The 18,495-nt window shown below is 38.5% G+C and carries 18 protein-coding genes; 2 read left to right on the forward strand and 16 right to left on the reverse strand.

Annotated elements, in window-relative coordinates; genetic code table 11:
* Position 1: 1 nt before the first annotated feature.
* The 8 genes from ACSVDE_RS14410 to ACSVDE_RS14445 form a co-directional block, all read right to left on the reverse strand.
* Positions 2-505 (reverse strand): flagellar protein FlgN, encoded by a 504-nt coding sequence (locus tag ACSVDE_RS14410; RefSeq protein ID WP_439301559.1) that lies wholly within the window; start codon positions 503-505, stop codon positions 2-4.
* Between the two features lie 11 nt (positions 506-516).
* Positions 517-780: a flagellar biosynthesis anti-sigma factor FlgM gene (gene flgM / locus ACSVDE_RS14415; protein ID WP_439301560.1), complete on the reverse strand. Its 264-nt coding sequence runs from the start codon at positions 778-780 to the stop codon at positions 517-519.
* A gap of 29 nt (positions 781-809) precedes the next feature.
* Positions 810-1,205, reverse strand: a complete 396-nt coding sequence (locus ACSVDE_RS14420; RefSeq protein WP_439301561.1) for a TIGR03826 family flagellar region protein — start codon at positions 1,203-1,205, stop codon at positions 810-812.
* Positions 1,206-1,304: 99 nt separating this feature from the next.
* Positions 1,305-2,012, reverse strand: a complete 708-nt coding sequence (locus ACSVDE_RS14425; protein WP_439301562.1) for a ComF family protein — start codon at positions 2,010-2,012, stop codon at positions 1,305-1,307.
* Positions 2,005-3,495 carry a DEAD/DEAH box helicase gene (locus ACSVDE_RS14430; RefSeq protein ID WP_439301563.1) on the reverse strand — a complete coding sequence of 497 codons (1,491 nt, stop codon included), beginning with the start codon at positions 3,493-3,495 and terminating at the stop codon, positions 2,005-2,007. Before ACSVDE_RS14430 ends, ACSVDE_RS14425 begins: the two co-directional genes overlap by 8 nt.
* A gap of 19 nt (positions 3,496-3,514) precedes the next feature.
* Entirely contained in the window at positions 3,515-4,366 is an 852-nt protein-coding gene (locus ACSVDE_RS14435; RefSeq protein ID WP_439301564.1) for a DegV family protein, read from the reverse strand.
* Positions 4,367-4,558: 192 nt separating this feature from the next.
* Positions 4,559-5,278, reverse strand: a complete 720-nt coding sequence (locus ACSVDE_RS14440) for a response regulator (RefSeq protein ID WP_439301565.1) — start codon at positions 5,276-5,278, stop codon at positions 4,559-4,561.
* Complete coding sequence (locus ACSVDE_RS14445; RefSeq protein WP_439301566.1) at positions 5,275-6,429, reverse strand: sensor histidine kinase; 1,155 nt, start codon at positions 6,427-6,429, stop codon at positions 5,275-5,277. Before ACSVDE_RS14445 ends, ACSVDE_RS14440 begins: the two co-directional genes overlap by 4 nt.
* Positions 6,430-6,651: 222 nt before the next feature.
* Here ACSVDE_RS14445 and ACSVDE_RS14450 point away from each other — a divergent pair, with 222 nt between their 5' ends.
* The gene (locus ACSVDE_RS14450) at positions 6,652-7,296 is read left to right on the forward strand and encodes a YigZ family protein (RefSeq protein ID WP_439301567.1); all 645 of its coding nucleotides are present in this window, start codon (positions 6,652-6,654) and stop codon (positions 7,294-7,296) included.
* A 63-nt stretch (positions 7,297-7,359) separates the two neighbouring features.
* Entirely contained in the window at positions 7,360-8,442 is a 1,083-nt protein-coding gene (locus tag ACSVDE_RS14455; protein ID WP_439301568.1) for a glycosyltransferase family 4 protein, read from the forward strand.
* 23 nt (positions 8,443-8,465) lie between these two features.
* On the opposite strand, the gene ACSVDE_RS14460 is transcribed toward ACSVDE_RS14455, so the two are convergent.
* The 8 genes from ACSVDE_RS14460 to ACSVDE_RS14495 form a co-directional block, all read right to left on the reverse strand.
* Entirely contained in the window at positions 8,466-9,419 is a 954-nt protein-coding gene (locus tag ACSVDE_RS14460; protein ID WP_439301569.1) for an LCP family protein, read from the reverse strand.
* Between the two features lie 30 nt (positions 9,420-9,449).
* Positions 9,450-10,376 (reverse strand): NAD-dependent epimerase/dehydratase family protein, encoded by a 927-nt coding sequence (locus ACSVDE_RS14465; protein ID WP_439301570.1) that lies wholly within the window; start codon positions 10,374-10,376, stop codon positions 9,450-9,452.
* Between the two features lie 19 nt (positions 10,377-10,395).
* Entirely contained in the window at positions 10,396-11,154 is a 759-nt protein-coding gene (locus ACSVDE_RS14470; RefSeq protein ID WP_439301571.1) for a glycosyltransferase family 2 protein, read from the reverse strand.
* Between the two features lie 152 nt (positions 11,155-11,306).
* On the reverse strand, positions 11,307-11,948 hold the full coding sequence (locus ACSVDE_RS14475; RefSeq protein ID WP_439301572.1) for a sugar transferase: 642 nt from the start codon (positions 11,946-11,948) through the stop codon (positions 11,307-11,309).
* 462 nt (positions 11,949-12,410) lie between these two features.
* The gene (locus tag ACSVDE_RS14480; protein ID WP_439301573.1) at positions 12,411-14,642 is read right to left on the reverse strand and encodes a SpoIID/LytB domain-containing protein; all 2,232 of its coding nucleotides are present in this window, start codon (positions 14,640-14,642) and stop codon (positions 12,411-12,413) included.
* A gap of 380 nt (positions 14,643-15,022) precedes the next feature.
* Positions 15,023-16,330, reverse strand: a complete 1,308-nt coding sequence (locus tag ACSVDE_RS14485; protein WP_439301574.1) for a UDP-glucose dehydrogenase family protein — start codon at positions 16,328-16,330, stop codon at positions 15,023-15,025.
* A gap of 20 nt (positions 16,331-16,350) precedes the next feature.
* Positions 16,351-17,229 carry a UTP--glucose-1-phosphate uridylyltransferase GalU gene (gene galU / locus ACSVDE_RS14490; RefSeq protein ID WP_439301575.1) on the reverse strand — a complete coding sequence of 293 codons (879 nt, stop codon included), beginning with the start codon at positions 17,227-17,229 and terminating at the stop codon, positions 16,351-16,353.
* Positions 17,230-17,500: 271 nt separating this feature from the next.
* A complete protein-coding gene (locus ACSVDE_RS14495) occupies positions 17,501-18,448 on the reverse strand; it encodes a hypothetical protein (RefSeq protein WP_439301576.1) in 948 nt (315 codons plus the stop codon).
* Positions 18,449-18,495: the final 47 nt, after the last annotated feature.

An 18,495-nucleotide genomic window follows, 5' to 3' on the forward strand; every position in this document is an offset into this window, starting at 1 on the left:
TCTATGCTTTAGAATCAAAAATCGATTGTTGTTTTTGGTAGCTGTTCTTCTGTTGGGCTTGCCCAGGGCGTCTGTAGTTTCCTGTAGGTTTCTTCGGCTCCATCAACGACAGCGACGCATTGACAAACTGTAACGATTGTCTCGTCAACTCATTGTTCAACTCATTTTGTTCTTGGAGCTGTTGAATGGTAACCTTCAATTTTTCCTGAACCGCAATTAATTGTTCTTGATCTTCCTCATCAAAGAAACGTAAAAGCTGAGCAAGTGCTGGGTTTTCATCAGCCACGATTCCGTTGCGGTTCAACAGTAGCTCTACTTCTCTTACCCGATTATCTTCTAACGATTCTATTCGCTGAATGCATTGGGTTTCAAGACTCAGCAAATGATCCAACGATTTAATGTCATTCTTTTTGAGCGTTTCTGTCTTCTGAACCGACAAGTCCAAAAGCTTTTCGTGCTGTATATGTATATCGGACAAAAGTCCGACCATTTGTTTTGCTGTCATTTCATTCACCCTCAGCTTTTCGTCCAAAAGTCATAAAACTTTTTCGCAACCTTGGCAGCGTCCACCTGATAATTTCCGGATTGAACTTCGTTTTTCAGATGTTCGATCTTTTCCATACGCTCTGTTGATGCCTTTCCGCTCTTCTGCATTTCAAGTGCCTTTTTTGAAATTTCCAGTTGATCTTGCTTCATTTGTTGTGGCTGCTGTTGAGTTTGTTTATTGAGCTGGTGTTTGTATGGGTTGTTTGAGATGTTTCCATTTCGATTGATCTTCAATGGAATTTCCTCCTTACTCCACCTTTGGATTATTTTTCTGTATAGTAAGTTATTCGTTCATTCACTTGTTGTTTTTGTACAAAACGGTCATGTGTTTCCAATTCTTTTTTCAATTGGTTGTGGCAATCATCGCACGTTCGTCCTGTACTAATCTGCTTACCGCAACTGTCACATGGGAATGTAAGATTGGGAAATTGACTTGCCCGAAGGCGTCCTTCTCTTACAAACCGGATAATCGTCTTTTCAGGAACTCCTGTGGCTTGTGAAACCTCTATTATAGAAGCTTCCCGATTCGCTTTTTTGCGAATGAATTTATAAACCGTTTCAAACATTTTCTCTTCTTCCTGATAACACACATCACAGACGGATCGCACCACTTTCGCGAATAAGCGACCACATTGTGCGCAATTGGCTAATTCCGCCATAACAGTCTCTCCTTTACATACCTACTCCGTATTCTTTATCTAATGTCTATATCGGAAGTTTAAATGAAAAGTTTAACTTTTAGACATGTTTGGTAGGAATTACCCTCTTGCTAATGTAAAAGAAGAGACTGTTCGGGCCCCATGGTCTAGTAAAATCTTACCCGCTGCTTCAACAGTGGATCCGGTCGTGTAAATGTCGTCGACTAAGGTGACATCTTTTCCGTGTATTTTGGCTACAAAATTAGAGTCAAACACAAAAACCGTCTGGATACTAAGACGATCTGTACGTCCCTTTTTACTTTGCTTTTCTTCATGAAGCGGTCTTGTTAAACAGCTGACAACTTCTTTTCCAAACAGGTTAGCGATTCCTTCTGCTTGATTGAATCCCCGTTCGTACTGTCTTTGTTCACTTAAAGGGATTGGTACAAACAAGGACTTCGGAAACTCTTTTCTACCCAACTGGCGAAACTCATCTTTAAATGCTTTAATAAGCTCTACATCTCCACGATATTTGTACTTCGCAATGACTTCCTTTGCAAATTCGTTATATATAAGCAATGAACGATTCTTTGTGATAAAACTCCCTTGTTGTTCCCATTTTACACAATCCGAGCATTTATCTCCATGACGATATTTCTCAGGAAATAGCGAAAAAGAACGACCGCATTTTCGACAAATATCTCCGTGCAAAAACTCTAACTGCTGCGAACATGTATCACATAACAATGACGGACGCTCAATGCTAAAATACATTCGCCATCCAACCTGTGATTGAAAGGGCTGCAAACAATACAAGCACTTATTCACTATTCAAAGCTCTCTGATTATGATCCCGAATCGTCTTCCTAGCTGAAACCATCGCTTTTGATTTCCCGTAATGAAAGTAAACAACTTCGCCATATGGATCCTCAATACTCCGCCCGGCTCGACCTGCTATTTGGACCAACGCATTGGATGAGAAAACTTCATGTTCCGCTCCTAATATAGCCACATCAATTTCAGGTACCGTGACACCTCTTTCCAAAATGGTTGTCGTAATGAGCAACTCAATCTCTCCTTTCCGAAATTGATTTAGCTTCTTCAATCTTTCTGGATCTTCCGAATGGACAAACTCACAATTCAGTTCATTAAGTATGGAATGTACTTCTTTACCGAAATCTACAGTTGGCACAAACACTAGGCATTTTCGCTTCTGTTCGTATCGGGTGGCGATATACGCCATCACGTTAGCCGGCAATCTTCGCTTTTTCAATTTCTTGGACCAATTTCCACACCATTCAAATTTAGGTTCTGGTAATGGATAACCATGAAAACGCTTGGAGATATGAACAACTTCAAGGGAATTAAGTTTCAAACGTTGCAACATCGTTTTTGAGGGAGTAGCGGTTAGATAGACCTTTGCGGCCTTCTTTTTAGAGGCTTTTTCTACTGCAAATTGGAGTGTTTTGTCATATGAGAAAGGATAGGCATCAACTTCATCGACAATTATTAAGTCAAATGCTTCTTTATAGCGAAATAGTTGGTGCGTAGTAGATAGGATTAGTTGTGAGGTGTCTTTCATTTCGACATTTCCACCATATATAGCTTGTGTATTCACGAAAGGAAACGCTCTCTCAAATCGAGGAAGGAGTTCAGTCACGACATCCGTTCGCGGTGTTGCTAAACAAACTCGTTTACCTTGTCCAATCGCTCTTTTAATCCCCTCAAATAAGATTTCAGTCTTCCCTGCTCCGCAAACCGCCCATATCAACAGGTCCTGAGGATGATCAACTACTTCTGTAATTCTCCGAGATGCTGATTGCTGAAGTTCCGAAAGCTGACCATCCCACTTTAAGTCAGATGGGTTGCTCCACATAACTTCAGGTCCACTCCATCTCAAAAGTGGTGTACACTGACTGACTCTTCTCATCATGATGCAATTTCGACAATACATACATTCTTCCTTACAACGAAAACAGTCGAAAGAAGCAAATAAATCTTGTTCGCGATTTCCACACCTTGCACAACGATATTTCTGATTTTCGTCTATAATTCCTTTTTCATACGAAATATGACCACTCAAATAATGTTCTTGGATTTTTTCAATAGGAAATGAGAGTTCATCAAGTAGGAGATGTTTTCCGAATAAGCATTGTTGGAGCTGAGGATTGAAATGAAATGTAGGATTGAGTGGTAAATGAGGTAGTTCGTTCAATGTTCCAATTGATTGTAGAGGATATACCGTTGACTTTACGAGAGGTTCAGGACACAAAATCGTTCCTTGTTCAGAAGAAATGGTGGCAAAACGCATCAGCTTTGCCACCTGTTCATTATTCTTTGATCCATGTAAGACCGATACTTCCTTCACCGAGATGAGTTCCAATGACAGGACCGAAATAAGATATAATAATTTCAGAATTCGGATAGTCCTTCTGTAATTCATCGGCGTACTCTTTAGCTTCCTCTTCACGATTTGCGTGAATGACGGAAATGGTTGCCTTGTCTTCAGGCTTAACATCTTCATGAATAAGTTCAAACAAACGTTTGATTGCTTTTTTACGCGTGCGGATTTTTTCATAAGGAACAATTTTCTTATCGACAAAACGTAAGACTGGCTTCACTTGTAAAAGGTTTCCTACAAAAAACTGCGCACTATTCAATCGACCACCACGGTGTAAGTGACTCAAATCATCAACCATAAAATAAGCTGGAATACCTTTTGCGCGAATCACCGTCAAACGCGAAAAAATGACCTTTGCGGCTTGCCCTTGCTGTGCCATTTTAGCTGCTTCCAAAACAAAAAATCCTTGCGGCATACAACTGATCTCGGAGTCGAAAATATGGACATCGATGTTATCCACCATGGTCTCAGCAGACTGTGCACTTTGGAAAGTTCCGCTGATTTCACTAGATAACGTAATGACGATGACATCCGTATACCCTTCTTCAGCAAGCTTCTCGTATAAATCCGCAAAAAGCCCGACTGCAGGTTGAGATGTCTTAGGTAACTTTCCGCCCTCTCGCACCTGTTGATAAAAATCTTCTGCGCTGATTTCCTTTTCTTCCTGATACGATTCATTTTCAAAGATGACGTTCAACGGAACCATCTTGATATCGTATTGATCCCGGAGCGACTTCGGTAAGTACGAAGTGCTGTCTGTAACTATCGCAACTTTATGCATACCATGATCCTTTCTATTATTTTTCCCCTCTTTTATGTATTTGACTTCTAAGGGGGAATTACCTTCTCTATTTTACTTGAAACTCTCTAAAAATGCTTCAACCGAAACAAATGACCAATGAAACGCACTCATCCAAGAATTTACGCAATCAAAAAGACCTTCCACTCTCCGCAGAAGGTCCTCACACATCTCTTAATTCACTTTTACCCAACCGTTCTTGATCGCTTCAACAACTGCCTGGGTACGGTCGTTCACGTTCATCTTTTGCAGGATATTACTTACATGGTTTTTGACCGTTTTTTCACTGATATAAAGGGCTTCTCCAATCGAACGGTTACTCTTTCCATCCGCCAACATTTGAAGCACCTCACACTCACGTCGAGTTAAGATATGAAGTGGCTTACGGTATTCAACTTCCTTAAAGCCAACTTCTCCATTGCCTCCATTAGCTGATCCGTTGCCTTGTGTCTTGATTCGGCGGAATTCGCTGATCAAGTTTACGGTTACCTTCGGATGAAGGTATGCACCACCGTCAGCGACAACCTTAACTGCATCAATCAAAGCGTCTGCATCCATTTCCTTCAACAGGTAACCAGACGCACCCGTTTGCACAGCATGCGTAACATAAGCCTCATCATCATGGATCGATAGGATGATGACCTTGATGTCTGGGTATTTCTCCACAAGACGACGAGTAGCCTCTACACCATTGATGTTCGGCATGTTGATGTCCATCAAGACAACATCCGGTTGATGAGTTTCTATCAACTCGACCGCATCTTGTCCATCGTCACCTTCTGCTACAACTTCAAAATTCTCTTCCATATCCAAAATCCGTTTGACACCTTCACGGAATAGCTTATGGTCATCAATTAGTACGATTCTCGTCTTTACGGCGTTCATTTGTGTCATGTCCATGCCTCCTGCTCAGTTAATGGTATTTGTATAAAAATTAAAGTCCCTTTGCCTGGGTTCGTATCTATTTTCAAAGTCCCCTCTAAAAGATCGACTCGTTCCTTCATACCAATCAAGCCAAAGGATTGTTCTTTTTTCTCATCAGGATCAAAACCAATTCCATTATCTCTTACTAAAATGGATAAGTTCTGTTGGAATTCGACTTTCACCTGTATTTCATCGGCTTTTGCATGCTTACATGCATTTTGGACAGATTCTTGAATCAATCGGTATGTTGCTACTTCCATTTTAGAAGGAAGTCTGCGTTCATTACCAAAACTTCTTAGCTGAATGTTGATTCCGGTTGATTCAGACAGGTTCCTTAAATATTTCTCTAACGTTGGAACAAGTCCTAAGTCATCGAGTGCCATCGGCCTCAGGTCATAAATGATTCTTCGGACTTCAGTCAAGGCTTCTTTAACCATATGCCTTAGATCTTTTAGTTCGCTACGCGCCTCTTCGACACCTTTTTGCATGTATATTTTTTCAATTAGTTCAGATCTCAACAATACGTTTGCAAGCATTTGCGCCGGCCCATCGTGTATTTCGCGTGAGACTCGACCTCGTTCTTCCTCTTGTGCCTCGATGATTTGAAGCCCAAAATCCTGCTTGGCCTGAGCATCTTTTACCATTTCGCCGACTTTTCGTAAATCCGCGTCCAAGTAATTCAACACAACGCTGATCTGGCTTACCAATCGTTCTGCGCGTTCAATCGTTTCCTTTAAATTCAGAAGTCGCCGTTCAATATCATCTCTTCTCTGACGAAGAGCAGCTTCTTTTTGACGGGTAGAAATCAATTGAACCTGGTATTCACTTGCTGTTTCATACGCTTGTTTGATTTCTTGCTCTCCATAACGTTCAAAGTGCTTACTTACTTCAGCAAGCTTTGCACGAGATAGTCGAGACTTGGTTTCAAGGACATCGCCTTGTTGGATCACCTTTAACACTTGCTCTTTAATTTCTTTCAATTCACTTGTTAACTGTTCGAACTCTTGTCGAGATTGCTCGCCAATTTCAAAGATCTGTTCTTTACTCTCGGTAACAGTGGCAATCGTTTTATCCAAGATCGTATCGATACTTGTTGGATCAAACGTTTTTGTAGTCGTCATTCCTATGCCTCCAATACTACTGTACCGAACATTTAGTAGTAGGTACTAGGTCCTTCTTTCCTAATTATCCCATAATCTATGCCAATATTTTCCCCATTCGATATACGTTTCGAACTCACCTAAGGATTTATGACTTTATTACTCAATTTTTTTGTAAAATTTGATGGGATAATGGTCCAGATATATAATAAGTAATGTTATTGAATATATCTGGAGGTATTTATGCTCTCATCATATTATACCGTAAAAACGTACGGAGAACACGAACAAATCATACAAAAGTCTAGATTCATCGGCTATGTCCAAAGGGTTGAAACGGAAGAGGAAGCCCAACATTTCATTCAAGAAATCAAGAAAAAGCACCATGGTGCGAATCATAACTGTTCAGCCTACCTCATAGGCGAAAATGATCAGATTCAAAAAGCCAATGATGACGGTGAACCAAGTGGTACTGCTGGAGTCCCGATATTAGAGGTCCTCAAAAAAAGAAAATTGAAAAATACTGTAGTAGTAATTACCCGCTACTTTGGTGGAATCAAACTCGGAGCAGGTGGATTAATACGTGCTTACGGCTCTTCTACATCTAAAGTACTAGATGCGACAGGAATTGTCGAAAAGGTGATGGTTAAGCAATTTTCCATCAAGATCGATTACACGTTATTAGGGAAAATCCAGAATGACATCAAGCAAACCAACTTTATACTGAATGACATTACTTATTTGGATAAGGTGGACTTAAACATTTATGTACGATTACAAGACGTTAAGGATTTCCATAACTGGATTACGAACATTACTATGGATGCTCACGAGCTTGATGAAAAAGAGGATCTTTATATTGAAATAGACGTTAAAGAATCTTCATGAAACAGGTTAAATTCGTCTGCCTTTACCTATACTAATAAACGACAAATATAGGTTAGGGCGATTATGATGATGAATTTTGACAGCTACGTTTTATATTTTTTAGGTTGCTTTTTAATCTCAGTCCTCTTGGTTCCAGTTGTTAGCCTAATTGCACATAAAATAAATGCAGTTGATAAACCGAATTGGAGAAAAGTCCATCGTAAAGCCATCCCTCGACTTGGGGGATTGGCTATCATACTATCCAATATGATCGGTTTTTTCTATTTGAAGATTTCTCTACCCAACTTAGGCATGATGACAATTGCTTTTTCAATTATCATCGCAATCGGTGTATTGGATGATGTCTTTCAATTGCCTGCAAAGATAAAGTTGATTGGGCAAGTTACAGCTGCATTCTTAGCTGTACATGCTGGAGTTCGAATTACATACATATCATTACCCTTTACAGACAATCGTTTGGAGTATGCAGGCATAATCGGCTACATACTAACGATTATTTGGATTGTAAGCATTACGAATTCCATCAATCTGGTCGATGGACTTGATGGGCTAGCAGCTGGAATATCATGTATCTCTCTATTTGTCATCATGATCATGGCGATCGAGAAAAACGATATGACCGTGTTTTTATGGTCATTGACATTGATTGCAGCAACTCTTGGCTTCCTTGTTTACAACATCAATCCCGCAAAAATCTTTTTGGGAGATACAGGGTCCTTATTTTTAGGATTTTCTATTGCTTTATTATCCGTTCTTGGCTTTTTCAAAAGTATCACGTTATTCAGCCTGGTTGTCCCGTTCATCATTCTTGGCGTACCCATTTTCGACACACTTTCGGCCATTATACGACGCATCCTCAACAACCAAAGCTTCTCAGAACCGGATAAATCCCACTTGCACCATAGACTTCTTGCAATGGGGTTCAGCCACAGGAATACAGTTTGGTTGATTTATTTGTTATCCGCTTTATTCGGATTAGCTGCCATCACTTTTTCAAGAGCTACCATCTGGTTATCCCTCATCATTGTCATCCTTCTCATTGTATCTGTGCAAATTGTTGGAGAAATCATTGAGCTTTATGGGAAACGGAGGACCCCTCTCATCAACGTATATCTTAAATTCCGTTCTATTTTTATCAAAAAATAAAACAGCCATCAGATGATGACTGTTTACTTGAACAAGTGTTTGTTTAATTGATCTTGAATCTCTTTAAGACTTTCTTCAGATGGAATGTAGAAATCAGATCCATTAATTTTTTCTGTTTTTCCATCGAATTTTAAAGAAGTGATATCTTCTTTATCAAATCCTTCGTATTGTTCACTCAAGTACAAGATGTCGCTTGCCTTGAGATTTGTTTTTATATTTTTGCCGAGATGTTTAATGACATTGTCCAATTTCAACACACCGCTTGGCGACTGAAGCTCTTCAACAGCGGCCTTAACAACCTGCTTTTGACGTTCGTTACGCCCAAGGTCCTGGAGAGGATCTTGCTTTCTCATCCTTACATAGGCAAGAGCTTCTTCTCCATCCAGCTCCATTGGTCCTTCTTCAAAGTATATACGGCGCTTATCACCAATATCACTTGTCTCAGAGAAGTCAAATGGTACATCAACGGTAATGCCATCCAGTTCATCTACGACTTTCTTGAATCCGAAGAAGTTCACTTTCATATAGTAATCCACAGGAATTTTCAGAAACTCCTCTACCGTTTCAACGGTCAATTCAGTACCACCAAATGCATGTGCATGATTGATTTTCGTAAGTCCTTCTCTACCAGGAACTTTCACCCGTGAATCACGTGGAATACTTAACATAGATGCAGTCTTATCATCAGGATCCAATGTTAAAAGTATCAGTGAATCTGTCCGCCCGTTTTTCCCACCAGTAGAGTAGTCTTCAATACCCATCAGTAAAATGGAAATTGGCTCTTCTCCAATCGTAACAGCTTCATCACGATACTTGGAATTGCGGTCCAATTCTTCATACGTGTCCTTCGAGGCCACATATGTTTGATATCCTATATATCCTCCATAGGTCAAAAAAATGAAACCTATGGCTAGAAGAACAATCATGACCCTTGATAGTGTTTTCCGTTTCGTTTTTTTCCTTTTGGATTGTTCCATGAAAACTTCCTCATTCCTTCTTTAAAAAGGCTAGATGTTACCAGCTGCTTTCTTTTGATAGTAAAGCAACGTTTTTTCGAGTCCTTCTTTCAACGAAACTTTCGGTTTCCAATTAATCAACTGTTCAGCTTTATCATTTGTAAGGTAGCTATGTCGGATGTCTCCAGGACGTTCGCCTTCATGTTTTTTCTCGAGAGAATCTCCAACTACTTCTTCAAATGTCTTCACTAAATCATTAAGAGAAACTTGTGTGTTCGTACTGATGTTTATTATATCATTACATGGGTGTTTACTCGCTAATAAATTTGCTTCAGCAATGTCACTTACGTAAATAAAATCGCGCGTATGCTCTCCATCACCGAAGATCGTCAAATCTTCACCTTTAATAATTTTATCGACAAAGATGGAAATGACCCCACCTTCTCCTTTAGGAATCTGTCCGATTCCATAAACGTTTGCATAACGGAGGATGCTGTATTGGATTCCGTGTAAATCCCCATAGATTTTTATATAATGTTCAGGTGTATGCTTAGAAGCACCATAGTAAGACATTGGGTCCACCTTATGCTTTTCATCAACACCGAGATAATCTGGTTCACCATATACCGCTGCAGATGAAGCATAAACAATTGCTGCATTGACTTCTTTACATGCTTCAAGCACATTGATTGTTCCTAAAATATTAATATGTGCATCAAATACTGGATTCTTCAAGGATGTCTGTACATCGATTTGTGCTGCATGATGGTTGATGACATCAGGTGTTTCCTTTTTAACGATATCAATGAAATCTGGTGTAGTAATATCTGCTTTATAGAATGTGACGGACTCTTTTAGATTTTCTTCTTTTCCAGTAGAAAGGTCATCCACAACCACTACTTCGTGTCCGTCCTCTAAATATTGTTCAACGATATTCATTCCAATGAATCCTGCTCCACCTGTTACTAACACTTTCATGACATAATTCCCCTCTCAACTATCCTTTGATGTTTTTTAAGACAGATGTAACTGCAACGTTGCCGACATACCAGGCTGAACGGATAGGTCCTATCTTTTCAAGATCACGGTATACTGTCCAGTTCTTCTTAATCATTTTGAATTTATTACTTGAAACCGACCCTTTTACTTTTCTGTACATGGCGAGTTCTTCTTGGATACCGTGGGCAACATAACCTCTTCTGAGAATAGAGAGCCAGAGCGCTAGATCTTGCCTTGCACGGATGTTTGGCATCTGCACTTTACCGGTCTCTTCAATGTTGACCATTACAGTCAAGCATCCGATCACCGTTCTTTTGAGCAAATCCCTATAGGACATTTCCTTAGGTATTTTAACGGTAATATCAGTCGGCGATCCTTCTTCATCCATAATTCGGTATTCTGTAAAAGAAAATACACTCTTGTTCTCTTCCATGAATCGCACTTGTTTTTCAAGCTTTTCTGGAAGCCATAAATCATCACTATCTAGAAAAGCGATGTATTTTCCGTCAGCCATATCAATGGCTGTGTTTCGCGCTACAGCTGCGCCGCTATTTTCAGAAAGCTGATGCAGTTTAATTCTAGAGTCTTTCTGCACATATTCTTCGATGACTTCGACAGAATTGTCGGGGGAGCAATCATCAACGATAATCATTTCCCAGTTTTTATAGGTTTGATTTAAAACAGAAGAGATCGTATCACCAATAAATTTTGATGATTTATATGATGGTGTTATGACACTGACTTTAGGTTCATTCACTTTTGTGATCCTCCAATTATTTAGACGATTATGAGTGGAAAAAGTTGCATCCTTTAGTTTCTCCGTATAGACATGGAACATTCAGTGTAAAATAAAGAAAAACTTATTCCTTTATTGCAAAGGAATAAGTTTTAGAGTAGTGCATTAAAGGATTATCTCGCTCCATCACCTGTGAAGACTACTTTTACTGTAGCCATCATGATTTTAAAATCGTTCCAGACACTCAAATTGTCAATGTATTTGAGGTCATATTCTAATTTTTCTTCTGGCGTAGCTTCATATCCGCCATTTACTTGTGCTAATCCAGTTAAACCTGGTTTCACATTCAAACGTTGATCAAATCCGTTAATTTCTTTGTTAAATTGTTCTACAAACACCGGACGTTCAGGTCGCGGTCCAACAATACTCATTTCACCTTTCAACACATTGATGAACTGCGGAAGCTCGTCAATTCGTGTTTTTCGGATAAAGGCACCAATTTTAGTTACTCGTGGATCATTTTTGGAAGCCCATTGAGGTCCATTTTTTTCTGCATCATTGCGCATCGATCTCAGTTTAATCACCTTAAATGTTCGACCATTTAAACCTACACGCTCCTGTTTGAAAATCGCTGATCCAGGAGATTCAATTTTAATAGCTAACATGGTAAATAGAATGATAGGTGCACATAATGCTAATGCAACGATGGAAAACATGACATCTAAAATTCGTTTCATATATAAAACATTTGCATTTTGATATTTTAATGAAGTATGTTGGCTCATAGAACTTTCTTGATAGCGATTAAAAGCCATGCAATTCACCTCAGCTAATTTTAGAAAAAAGTCAACTTATATAGTACATCACTAAGTTATAATACCACATCGCCAAAAAAAGTCAAAACAAATTTTCATTGGACTACTATTCTATTATTTAACCGATTTACAGACGAATGAAACCATAAATCTACAACAAAACCACTTTCAAGCACCAGAATATTCGCTATAAATCGATCATTTATGTACTTATAACATATAAACAATAATTTTTATCCATAGCTTCAGCCATCCGATAACAGACGTCCATAAGATCAATCCCAGGGTCACTCCCCAGAATAGAGCTATCGCAATCCCTCCTTCTTTTTTCAAAGTATCATCCCCTAGAAATCGTAATAATTAATTATTATAACTTAAAATCTACTTTTCGATAATTGTTTTGACCAAAAAAGATAGGAGTAGTATCAATACCACCCCTATCTAATAAATCTATTCTCATATTTAATTCAAGATAAGGCTTTCAACCTCTGAAACGACTTGATCACTAACCGCACCTGGTCCACCCAAAATATAGGTATCCGGTACATTATTAAATGTTTTCAAGTAATTTTGAACCGGTGCTGGAACCTGGTCTTTGTAAGTCAGGATGACAGGGGCATCTACAGCAGCGGCATATGCGGAAGCTGGTAATGCATCAATGAATACATTCCCTTGTGCAAAGAACAGTTGAGACACACGGTAATTCATTTTTTCTGCAATTTCAATACTTGTGGCATATCGATCAGGACCAGATACTCGCTCCACCTGGTTCACGATGGAATCAATATATTTCTCCAAATTAGTTGATATTCTTGATTTACCACCAATAATCGTAACTTTATTGACTTTATTGTTCTTCAAGAAGGTTTCAACATCTTCAGGTAAATTGTTAGGATTCGTATACAAGATCGGAATCTGATTACTAGCTGCGTGAGAAGCAATCGATAACGCATCTGGTGAGGATTCGTCACCTGTTGTCAAAATGACTTCAGTCGTGTTGTTGATTTGTTCAGCAACTTCAATCGCAGTTGCAAAACGATCCGTTCCTGAAATTCGATTCACTTGAGCATTTGGATAAGCTTTTTCAAGCTCCGCTTTCACCTTGTCAGATATCGCACTTGTGCCACCTAGTAAGAAGATTTTTTTAGGACTCAACCTCTGAATTTCGTCTCTAACATTGTCTGGAATTTTGTTCGTATACGTAAGAAGCAATGGAGAGTCATACTTCTTGGCTAAAACACTTCCTGTCAAAGAGTCAATTGACAAGTCTCCGCGTCCCAACACAACAGCCTCTGATTTGTTTTCCCAAGCATGTTGAGAAATTGCGACACTTGTCCCATAACGGTCTTGACCTTTCAATCTACTAAAGTAATCTTCTTTATTAATTTCACGTACAAGTTTCGTTCCAGGATAGTAGAAATCAAGGATTTCATTATAATGTTTACCATCTTTGGACATTTGATAAGCACCGTATTGGCTCATCCCGATTCCATGACCGAACCCTGAACCTTTGACGATGAATTCACCGTTCACTTGCTCCACATTTTTAATGACTGGACTTCTCATCGTCGAAGTACCGATCATAAAACGAATATTGTAGGAAGTATCCTCTATCGTCTTTTTATAAGTCTTTATCTTGCCATCTTCCATGACATAATCCGTTGGAGTTTTAACAAAGTATTCAAATGTGAAAGTACCATTCAGTACATCATTTGCATTGCTTGGAGGGCTATCAAATGACATAGAATTAAATCTAACAACTTTGATTTCATTGTATTTTGAAATAGTCCCTTTGGATTGCAATCGACTAATGATACTATCCGTAATCGAGCGATCGACTTCATATGTATCATCCCACCACGAATCCGGCTTACTCAAATCCAATTTAGAAGTGTCGATCTGTTCTTTGTTTAAGGTAAATGACCAATCAGAATATGGCGAAATCTTTGCATCATAAGGATCTTTTTTCGTGTCAAAGTATGGGAGATTGGTTGTACCCCATGAGTTTTTATTTGTAAGAGTGCTTCCCCCATTTGAGGAGGAATAGAGTGCATTCACATATTCATTTCCATACTTCAATACTTTACCTTGTGTTTCCATAACAGCATCTGAAGTACTCAACCACCAGTCATACCCTCTATACACCTGGTGACTCTGTCCATCATCAATCGTTGTGGCGTTTCTTCTTAACACATATGTACGAGCTGCAACTGCTTGTGCTTTCAATGCTTCCATCCCACTATAGTAACCCCATGATTGAGGCATTTCACTTGGAACGACACCCTTCAGATAACTGACTAGATCAACCGTGTTGATTGGTCTGACATAACCATTTTCATTAATGAACTTTACAGCGCCAATGTATTCCATGTTCTCAAGAAGGACTTGACTATCTATAGAACCTTTAATGGTAGGTTTGAGAACAATTTCTGAAGCTTCCATCAATTTTTTACCGGAATTGAATAACGTTACTTTTGAACCTAATGCTGCGACAGAGTACCTTTCTCCCGGTACTAATTTCACAGATGAATTTTCAACCTGATAAGATCCGACAACATTGAAGTGAACATCCACTTGATTTCCAATATAGTTTACTAGACGGACATTTATATCTTTAGAAAAAGCCAGAGCAGACGAACTGAATGGAACAATGGCCATAATACAAGCCAATAGTATTGTTAATAAGGCACGCAATTTCTTGTTTCCCCCTTAAAAGTTTTAAATAAAATGATTACGATTTTTAACCCCTGCAAAGTTTGACAGAACCCCCCTTTTAAAGTCGAATCATGTTTAGTTTTGTTAATTTCAGGTTACCATATGTAATTTTGGAATAGTAGGTAATAAAATACTATATTGGTAATGAAATAATGTTAGTGAAGATTCACTTATCTAATATATCGACATTCCTCGTAAGAATCTTAATACACGAATATTAAAGATCTGAGAGAATATATATTAAAGGACTTATGGACTACCCATTACTTTAATTGGTATTTGGAAATATCTTATGAAATAAAAAATACGACCTGGAAAATCACCTTTTCCAGAGTCGCATTCCTCATCATCTCATTAAATTATCCTTGGACTAACGTCCTACCGATTGAGTCATAGTAGTAACCATGTTGGTCCATCTCTTCTAATTTAAAGATATTGCGTCCATCAATGATAACAGGTTGTTTTAATAGTTGTTTCGCTTTCTCTAAATCCAATTGTTTAATCTCATCCCACTCTGTAAGAATAGCGATGCAGTCTGCACCTTCGATTGCCACATACATATCGTCGACCGTTTTCAGACCATCAATCTCTTTCTTAGCATTTTCAGCAGCGATTGGATCAAATGCGACGACCTCGGCACCCAGCTTTTGAAGTTCAGGGATAACAGTTAAGGATGGCGCTTCCCTCATATCATCTGTATTTGGTTTAAAGGCTAAACCTAATACAGCGATTTTCTTATTAGATAGATCTCCATCAAATGCTTTTTTCAACTTATCAATCATTCTTAATCTTTGCTTCTTATTGATATCTTCTACAGCTTTCAAAATATCAAGTGAAACATCTTGGGAATCAGCGATATTAATCAGAGCACTGACATCTTTAGGGAAACAAGATCCACCATAGCCAATACCCGCGTTTAAGAATTGTGGTCCAATACGGCTATCTGCACCCATCCCTTTAGCTATCAGATCTACATTGGCGTTGAATTTTTCGGAAAGATTTGCGATGTCATTCATAAAGCTGATCTTCGTAGCTAAAAATGCGTTTGAAGCATATTTAATAATTTCAGCCGTTTCAACATCAGAAGCAATGATGTTGGATGTAAAAGGTTCATGTAATTTCTTCAAAAGCCTCTCAGCCTTTTCAGACTCAACACCAATTACAGCTCTTTCCATCTCCATAGTATCCTTAACAGCTGAGCCTTCTCTTAGGAACTCTGGATTGGAAGCGACATCGAATTCAAAATGGCCATCAGACGTTTCTTGAATAATCCTTTTAATCATGCTACCCGTGCCTACTGGAACCGTACTTTTCGTCACTATAACTTTATAGCCGTTTAAGTTCTCTCCAATTGATTTTGCTACATTCTTAACAAATCTAAGATCGGCTTCACCATTCTCTTTTGGAGGAGTTCCAACAGCAATTATGACAACATCAGCGGCTTCCATACCTTCTTGCAAATCCGTTGTAAACTTCAAGCGTCCTTCTGCACTGTTTTTTTGGACCAGTTCTTTTAAACCAGGTTCATAGATGGGAATAATGCTTTGTTTCAGCTTTTCTATCTTATCTGCATCTAAATCTACACAAGTAACATGATTTCCCACTTCACTAAAACACGTTCCAGACACAAGTCCAACATATCCTGTACCTATCACACAAATATTCAATGTACTTTCTCCTTTTAGCATTATCGGTCTTTTACAATTTCCTTCAACCACTGAAGTAACGGTTCTCCAAGATCACCACGTTGAAGTGCCAGTTCAACTGTAGCTTGTACAAACCCGTATTTATCTCCAATATCATATCTTCTACCTTCAAAGAGATAGGCGAAAATTCCTTGATCCATATTTAATTTCCGAAGTGCATCTGTCAATTGAATTTCGTTGCCTGCACCTGGCTCAAGATGTTCTAAGATATCGAGAATTTCTGGTGTAAGAATATAGCGTCCCATAATTGCAAGATTTGACGGCGCTTCTTCAATACTCGGTTTTTCAACCAAGTCATTGATCTCATATACCCGGTTGGTGTTATTAGGTGTATCCTTAGCGTCCACAATTCCATATTTGGAAACGTCCTCAGTTGTTACCTCTTGGACTCCGATGATAGAAGACTGTCTTTTCTCAAACTCATCAATCATTTGATGAAGACATGGTTCTTCTGAAACTACAATGTCATCACCAAGCATGACTGCAAATGGATCATTCCCTATAAATTTACGGGCACACCATATCGCATGACCGAGCCCTTTAGGCTCTTTCTGTCTAATATAGTGTATATCGGCCATGTCCGAGATTTTTTGTATTTTAGCTAATTCCGTGGTTTTACCTTTCTTTTCGAGGGATTCTTCTAATTCGAATGATTTATCGAAGTGGTCTTCAATCGCTCTTTTTCCACGACCAGTAACAATTATTATATCCTCAATGCCCGAAGATATAGCTTCTTCCACAATATATTGAATTGTAGGAGTATCTACAATGGGCAGCATTTCTTTCGGCTGCGCTTTGGTTGCTGGTAGAAAACGAGTACCAAGACCTGCTGCTGGAATTACTGCTTTTTTTACTCTCATTAACATTCCTCCTAAATCCATCTCTTAGAGTATCTTTTCAAAATTATTAGTTCTTTAGTATTCCATTTTGTTTGAACTTAATTACTCTTAAATAAGTGGCTTTATTCCTTTATACCCAAATTACGATCCTCATAAAAACATCATTCGTACAGAACAACGCAAGTATGACAGTATTGAATAATCCACTTTTATATTAACAGAGGTTGTTCATTTTAGATAATCATAACGATTTTAGAAATACGTAAACCCCACTCTAAAGCGGGGTTCTCAATCAAGATTTATCAAAAGGGTCAGCTAAAGTCAAAATCACTTCAACCACTCGTTCTTCCTCAGTAACAATTGAAATAGAGTATTCCCCCATCTTTTTATCTTTAAAATCATATCGTTCTTCCATTTCCTCTATAGGGAGATCGACAGGGATCACAATCTCTGTTAATAACTCTTTGCTTTCTTCATCTTCTTGCGTAAAACCAAGATAAGCATTATAGGCTGTATAATAATAATACTGTTTGACCATGCCACTACCTGCTGTAACTGTATTTGGTAACTCAAACCTGTTAATCAAGTCATCTTTACTAAATCCGAGAGGGAACGGCATTCCTTCTAGAAGCCCGACTTGTGCATACTGCATGAATTCTTTTGATAAAACCTTCTTATTGTTTAAACCTAGATCCACATCAAGGGTCAAGTACTTCGATAAGACCATCAACTCATCATCCGTAAATAAATCGTCTTCTTCAACACCTGGTTCAATAATTTGATGAAATGGTACGTCTTCTGTTCCAAGGAAAACACTTTCCACTCTATCCTGATTAAACTTCAATACGACTTTCTGTTTATCATCGTCTTCTTCTTTCTCTACGCTAAAGTAGATATATGAAGTATCCTCAGGGTTGTCTTCACCAAAGCCAAAAACAAATTCATGTAAATCATATTCCGAGAATTCAGCCATAACATCTTCTTTTGTCATATTCAGTGCAGTTTCATCAAGAATCTCAAATTCTGGATTGGTTGTGGATATGAAATGAGACTTTTTATATGGATTTAAATAAACCCTTAGTTCATGTTTAGGGAATTCATAATAAAGTTCTTCCTCTTCAACGGTTCCTTCAACAGCTTTATTAATATTATGAATGTCTTCCCCTATGCCAAAGCCGAATAACTTCAACTCATTTCCGATTGAATGATATTCTTTTGTATCAATTTCTTTCGTTTTCAAGGGCAAGATACAACCTGATAAGGTTAAACTTGTTACCAATATGACTG

It is taken from the genome of Pseudalkalibacillus sp. Hm43, assembly GCF_051842935.1.
Lineage (GTDB): Bacteria > Bacillota > Bacilli > Bacillales > Fictibacillaceae > Pseudalkalibacillus.

Bases quoted from the DNA above. Each gene is read 5' to 3' on its own strand.
- ACSVDE_RS14435 (WP_439301564.1), bottom strand. From the start codon at position 4,366: ATGCATAAAGTTGCGATAGTTACAGACAGCACTTCGTACTTACCGAAG.
- ACSVDE_RS14440 (WP_439301565.1), bottom strand. From the start codon at position 5,278: ATGACACAAATGAACGCCGTAAAGACGAGAATCGTACTAATTGATGAC.
- ACSVDE_RS14465 (WP_439301570.1), bottom strand. From the start codon at position 10,376: ATGAAAGTGTTAGTAACAGGTGGAGCAGGATTCATTGGAATGAATATC.
- ACSVDE_RS14475 (WP_439301572.1), bottom strand. From the start codon at position 11,948: ATGGCTTTTAATCGCTATCAAGAAAGTTCTATGAGCCAACATACTTCA.
- ACSVDE_RS14460 (WP_439301569.1), bottom strand. From the start codon at position 9,419: ATGGAACAATCCAAAAGGAAAAAAACGAAACGGAAAACACTATCAAGG.
- ACSVDE_RS14445 (WP_439301566.1), bottom strand. From the start codon at position 6,429: ATGACGACTACAAAAACGTTTGATCCAACAAGTATCGATACGATCTTG.
- ACSVDE_RS14420 (WP_439301561.1), bottom strand. From the start codon at position 1,205: ATGGCGGAATTAGCCAATTGCGCACAATGTGGTCGCTTATTCGCGAAA.
- ACSVDE_RS14455 (WP_439301568.1), top strand. From the start codon at position 7,360: ATGATGATGAATTTTGACAGCTACGTTTTATATTTTTTAGGTTGCTTT.
- ACSVDE_RS14430 (WP_439301563.1), bottom strand. From the start codon at position 3,495: ATGCGTTTTGCCACCATTTCTTCTGAACAAGGAACGATTTTGTGTCCT.
- ACSVDE_RS14410 (WP_439301559.1), bottom strand. From the start codon at position 505: ATGACAGCAAAACAAATGGTCGGACTTTTGTCCGATATACATATACAG.
- galU (WP_439301575.1), bottom strand. From the start codon at position 17,229: ATGAGAGTAAAAAAAGCAGTAATTCCAGCAGCAGGTCTTGGTACTCGT.
- ACSVDE_RS14450 (WP_439301567.1), top strand. From the start codon at position 6,652: ATGCTCTCATCATATTATACCGTAAAAACGTACGGAGAACACGAACAA.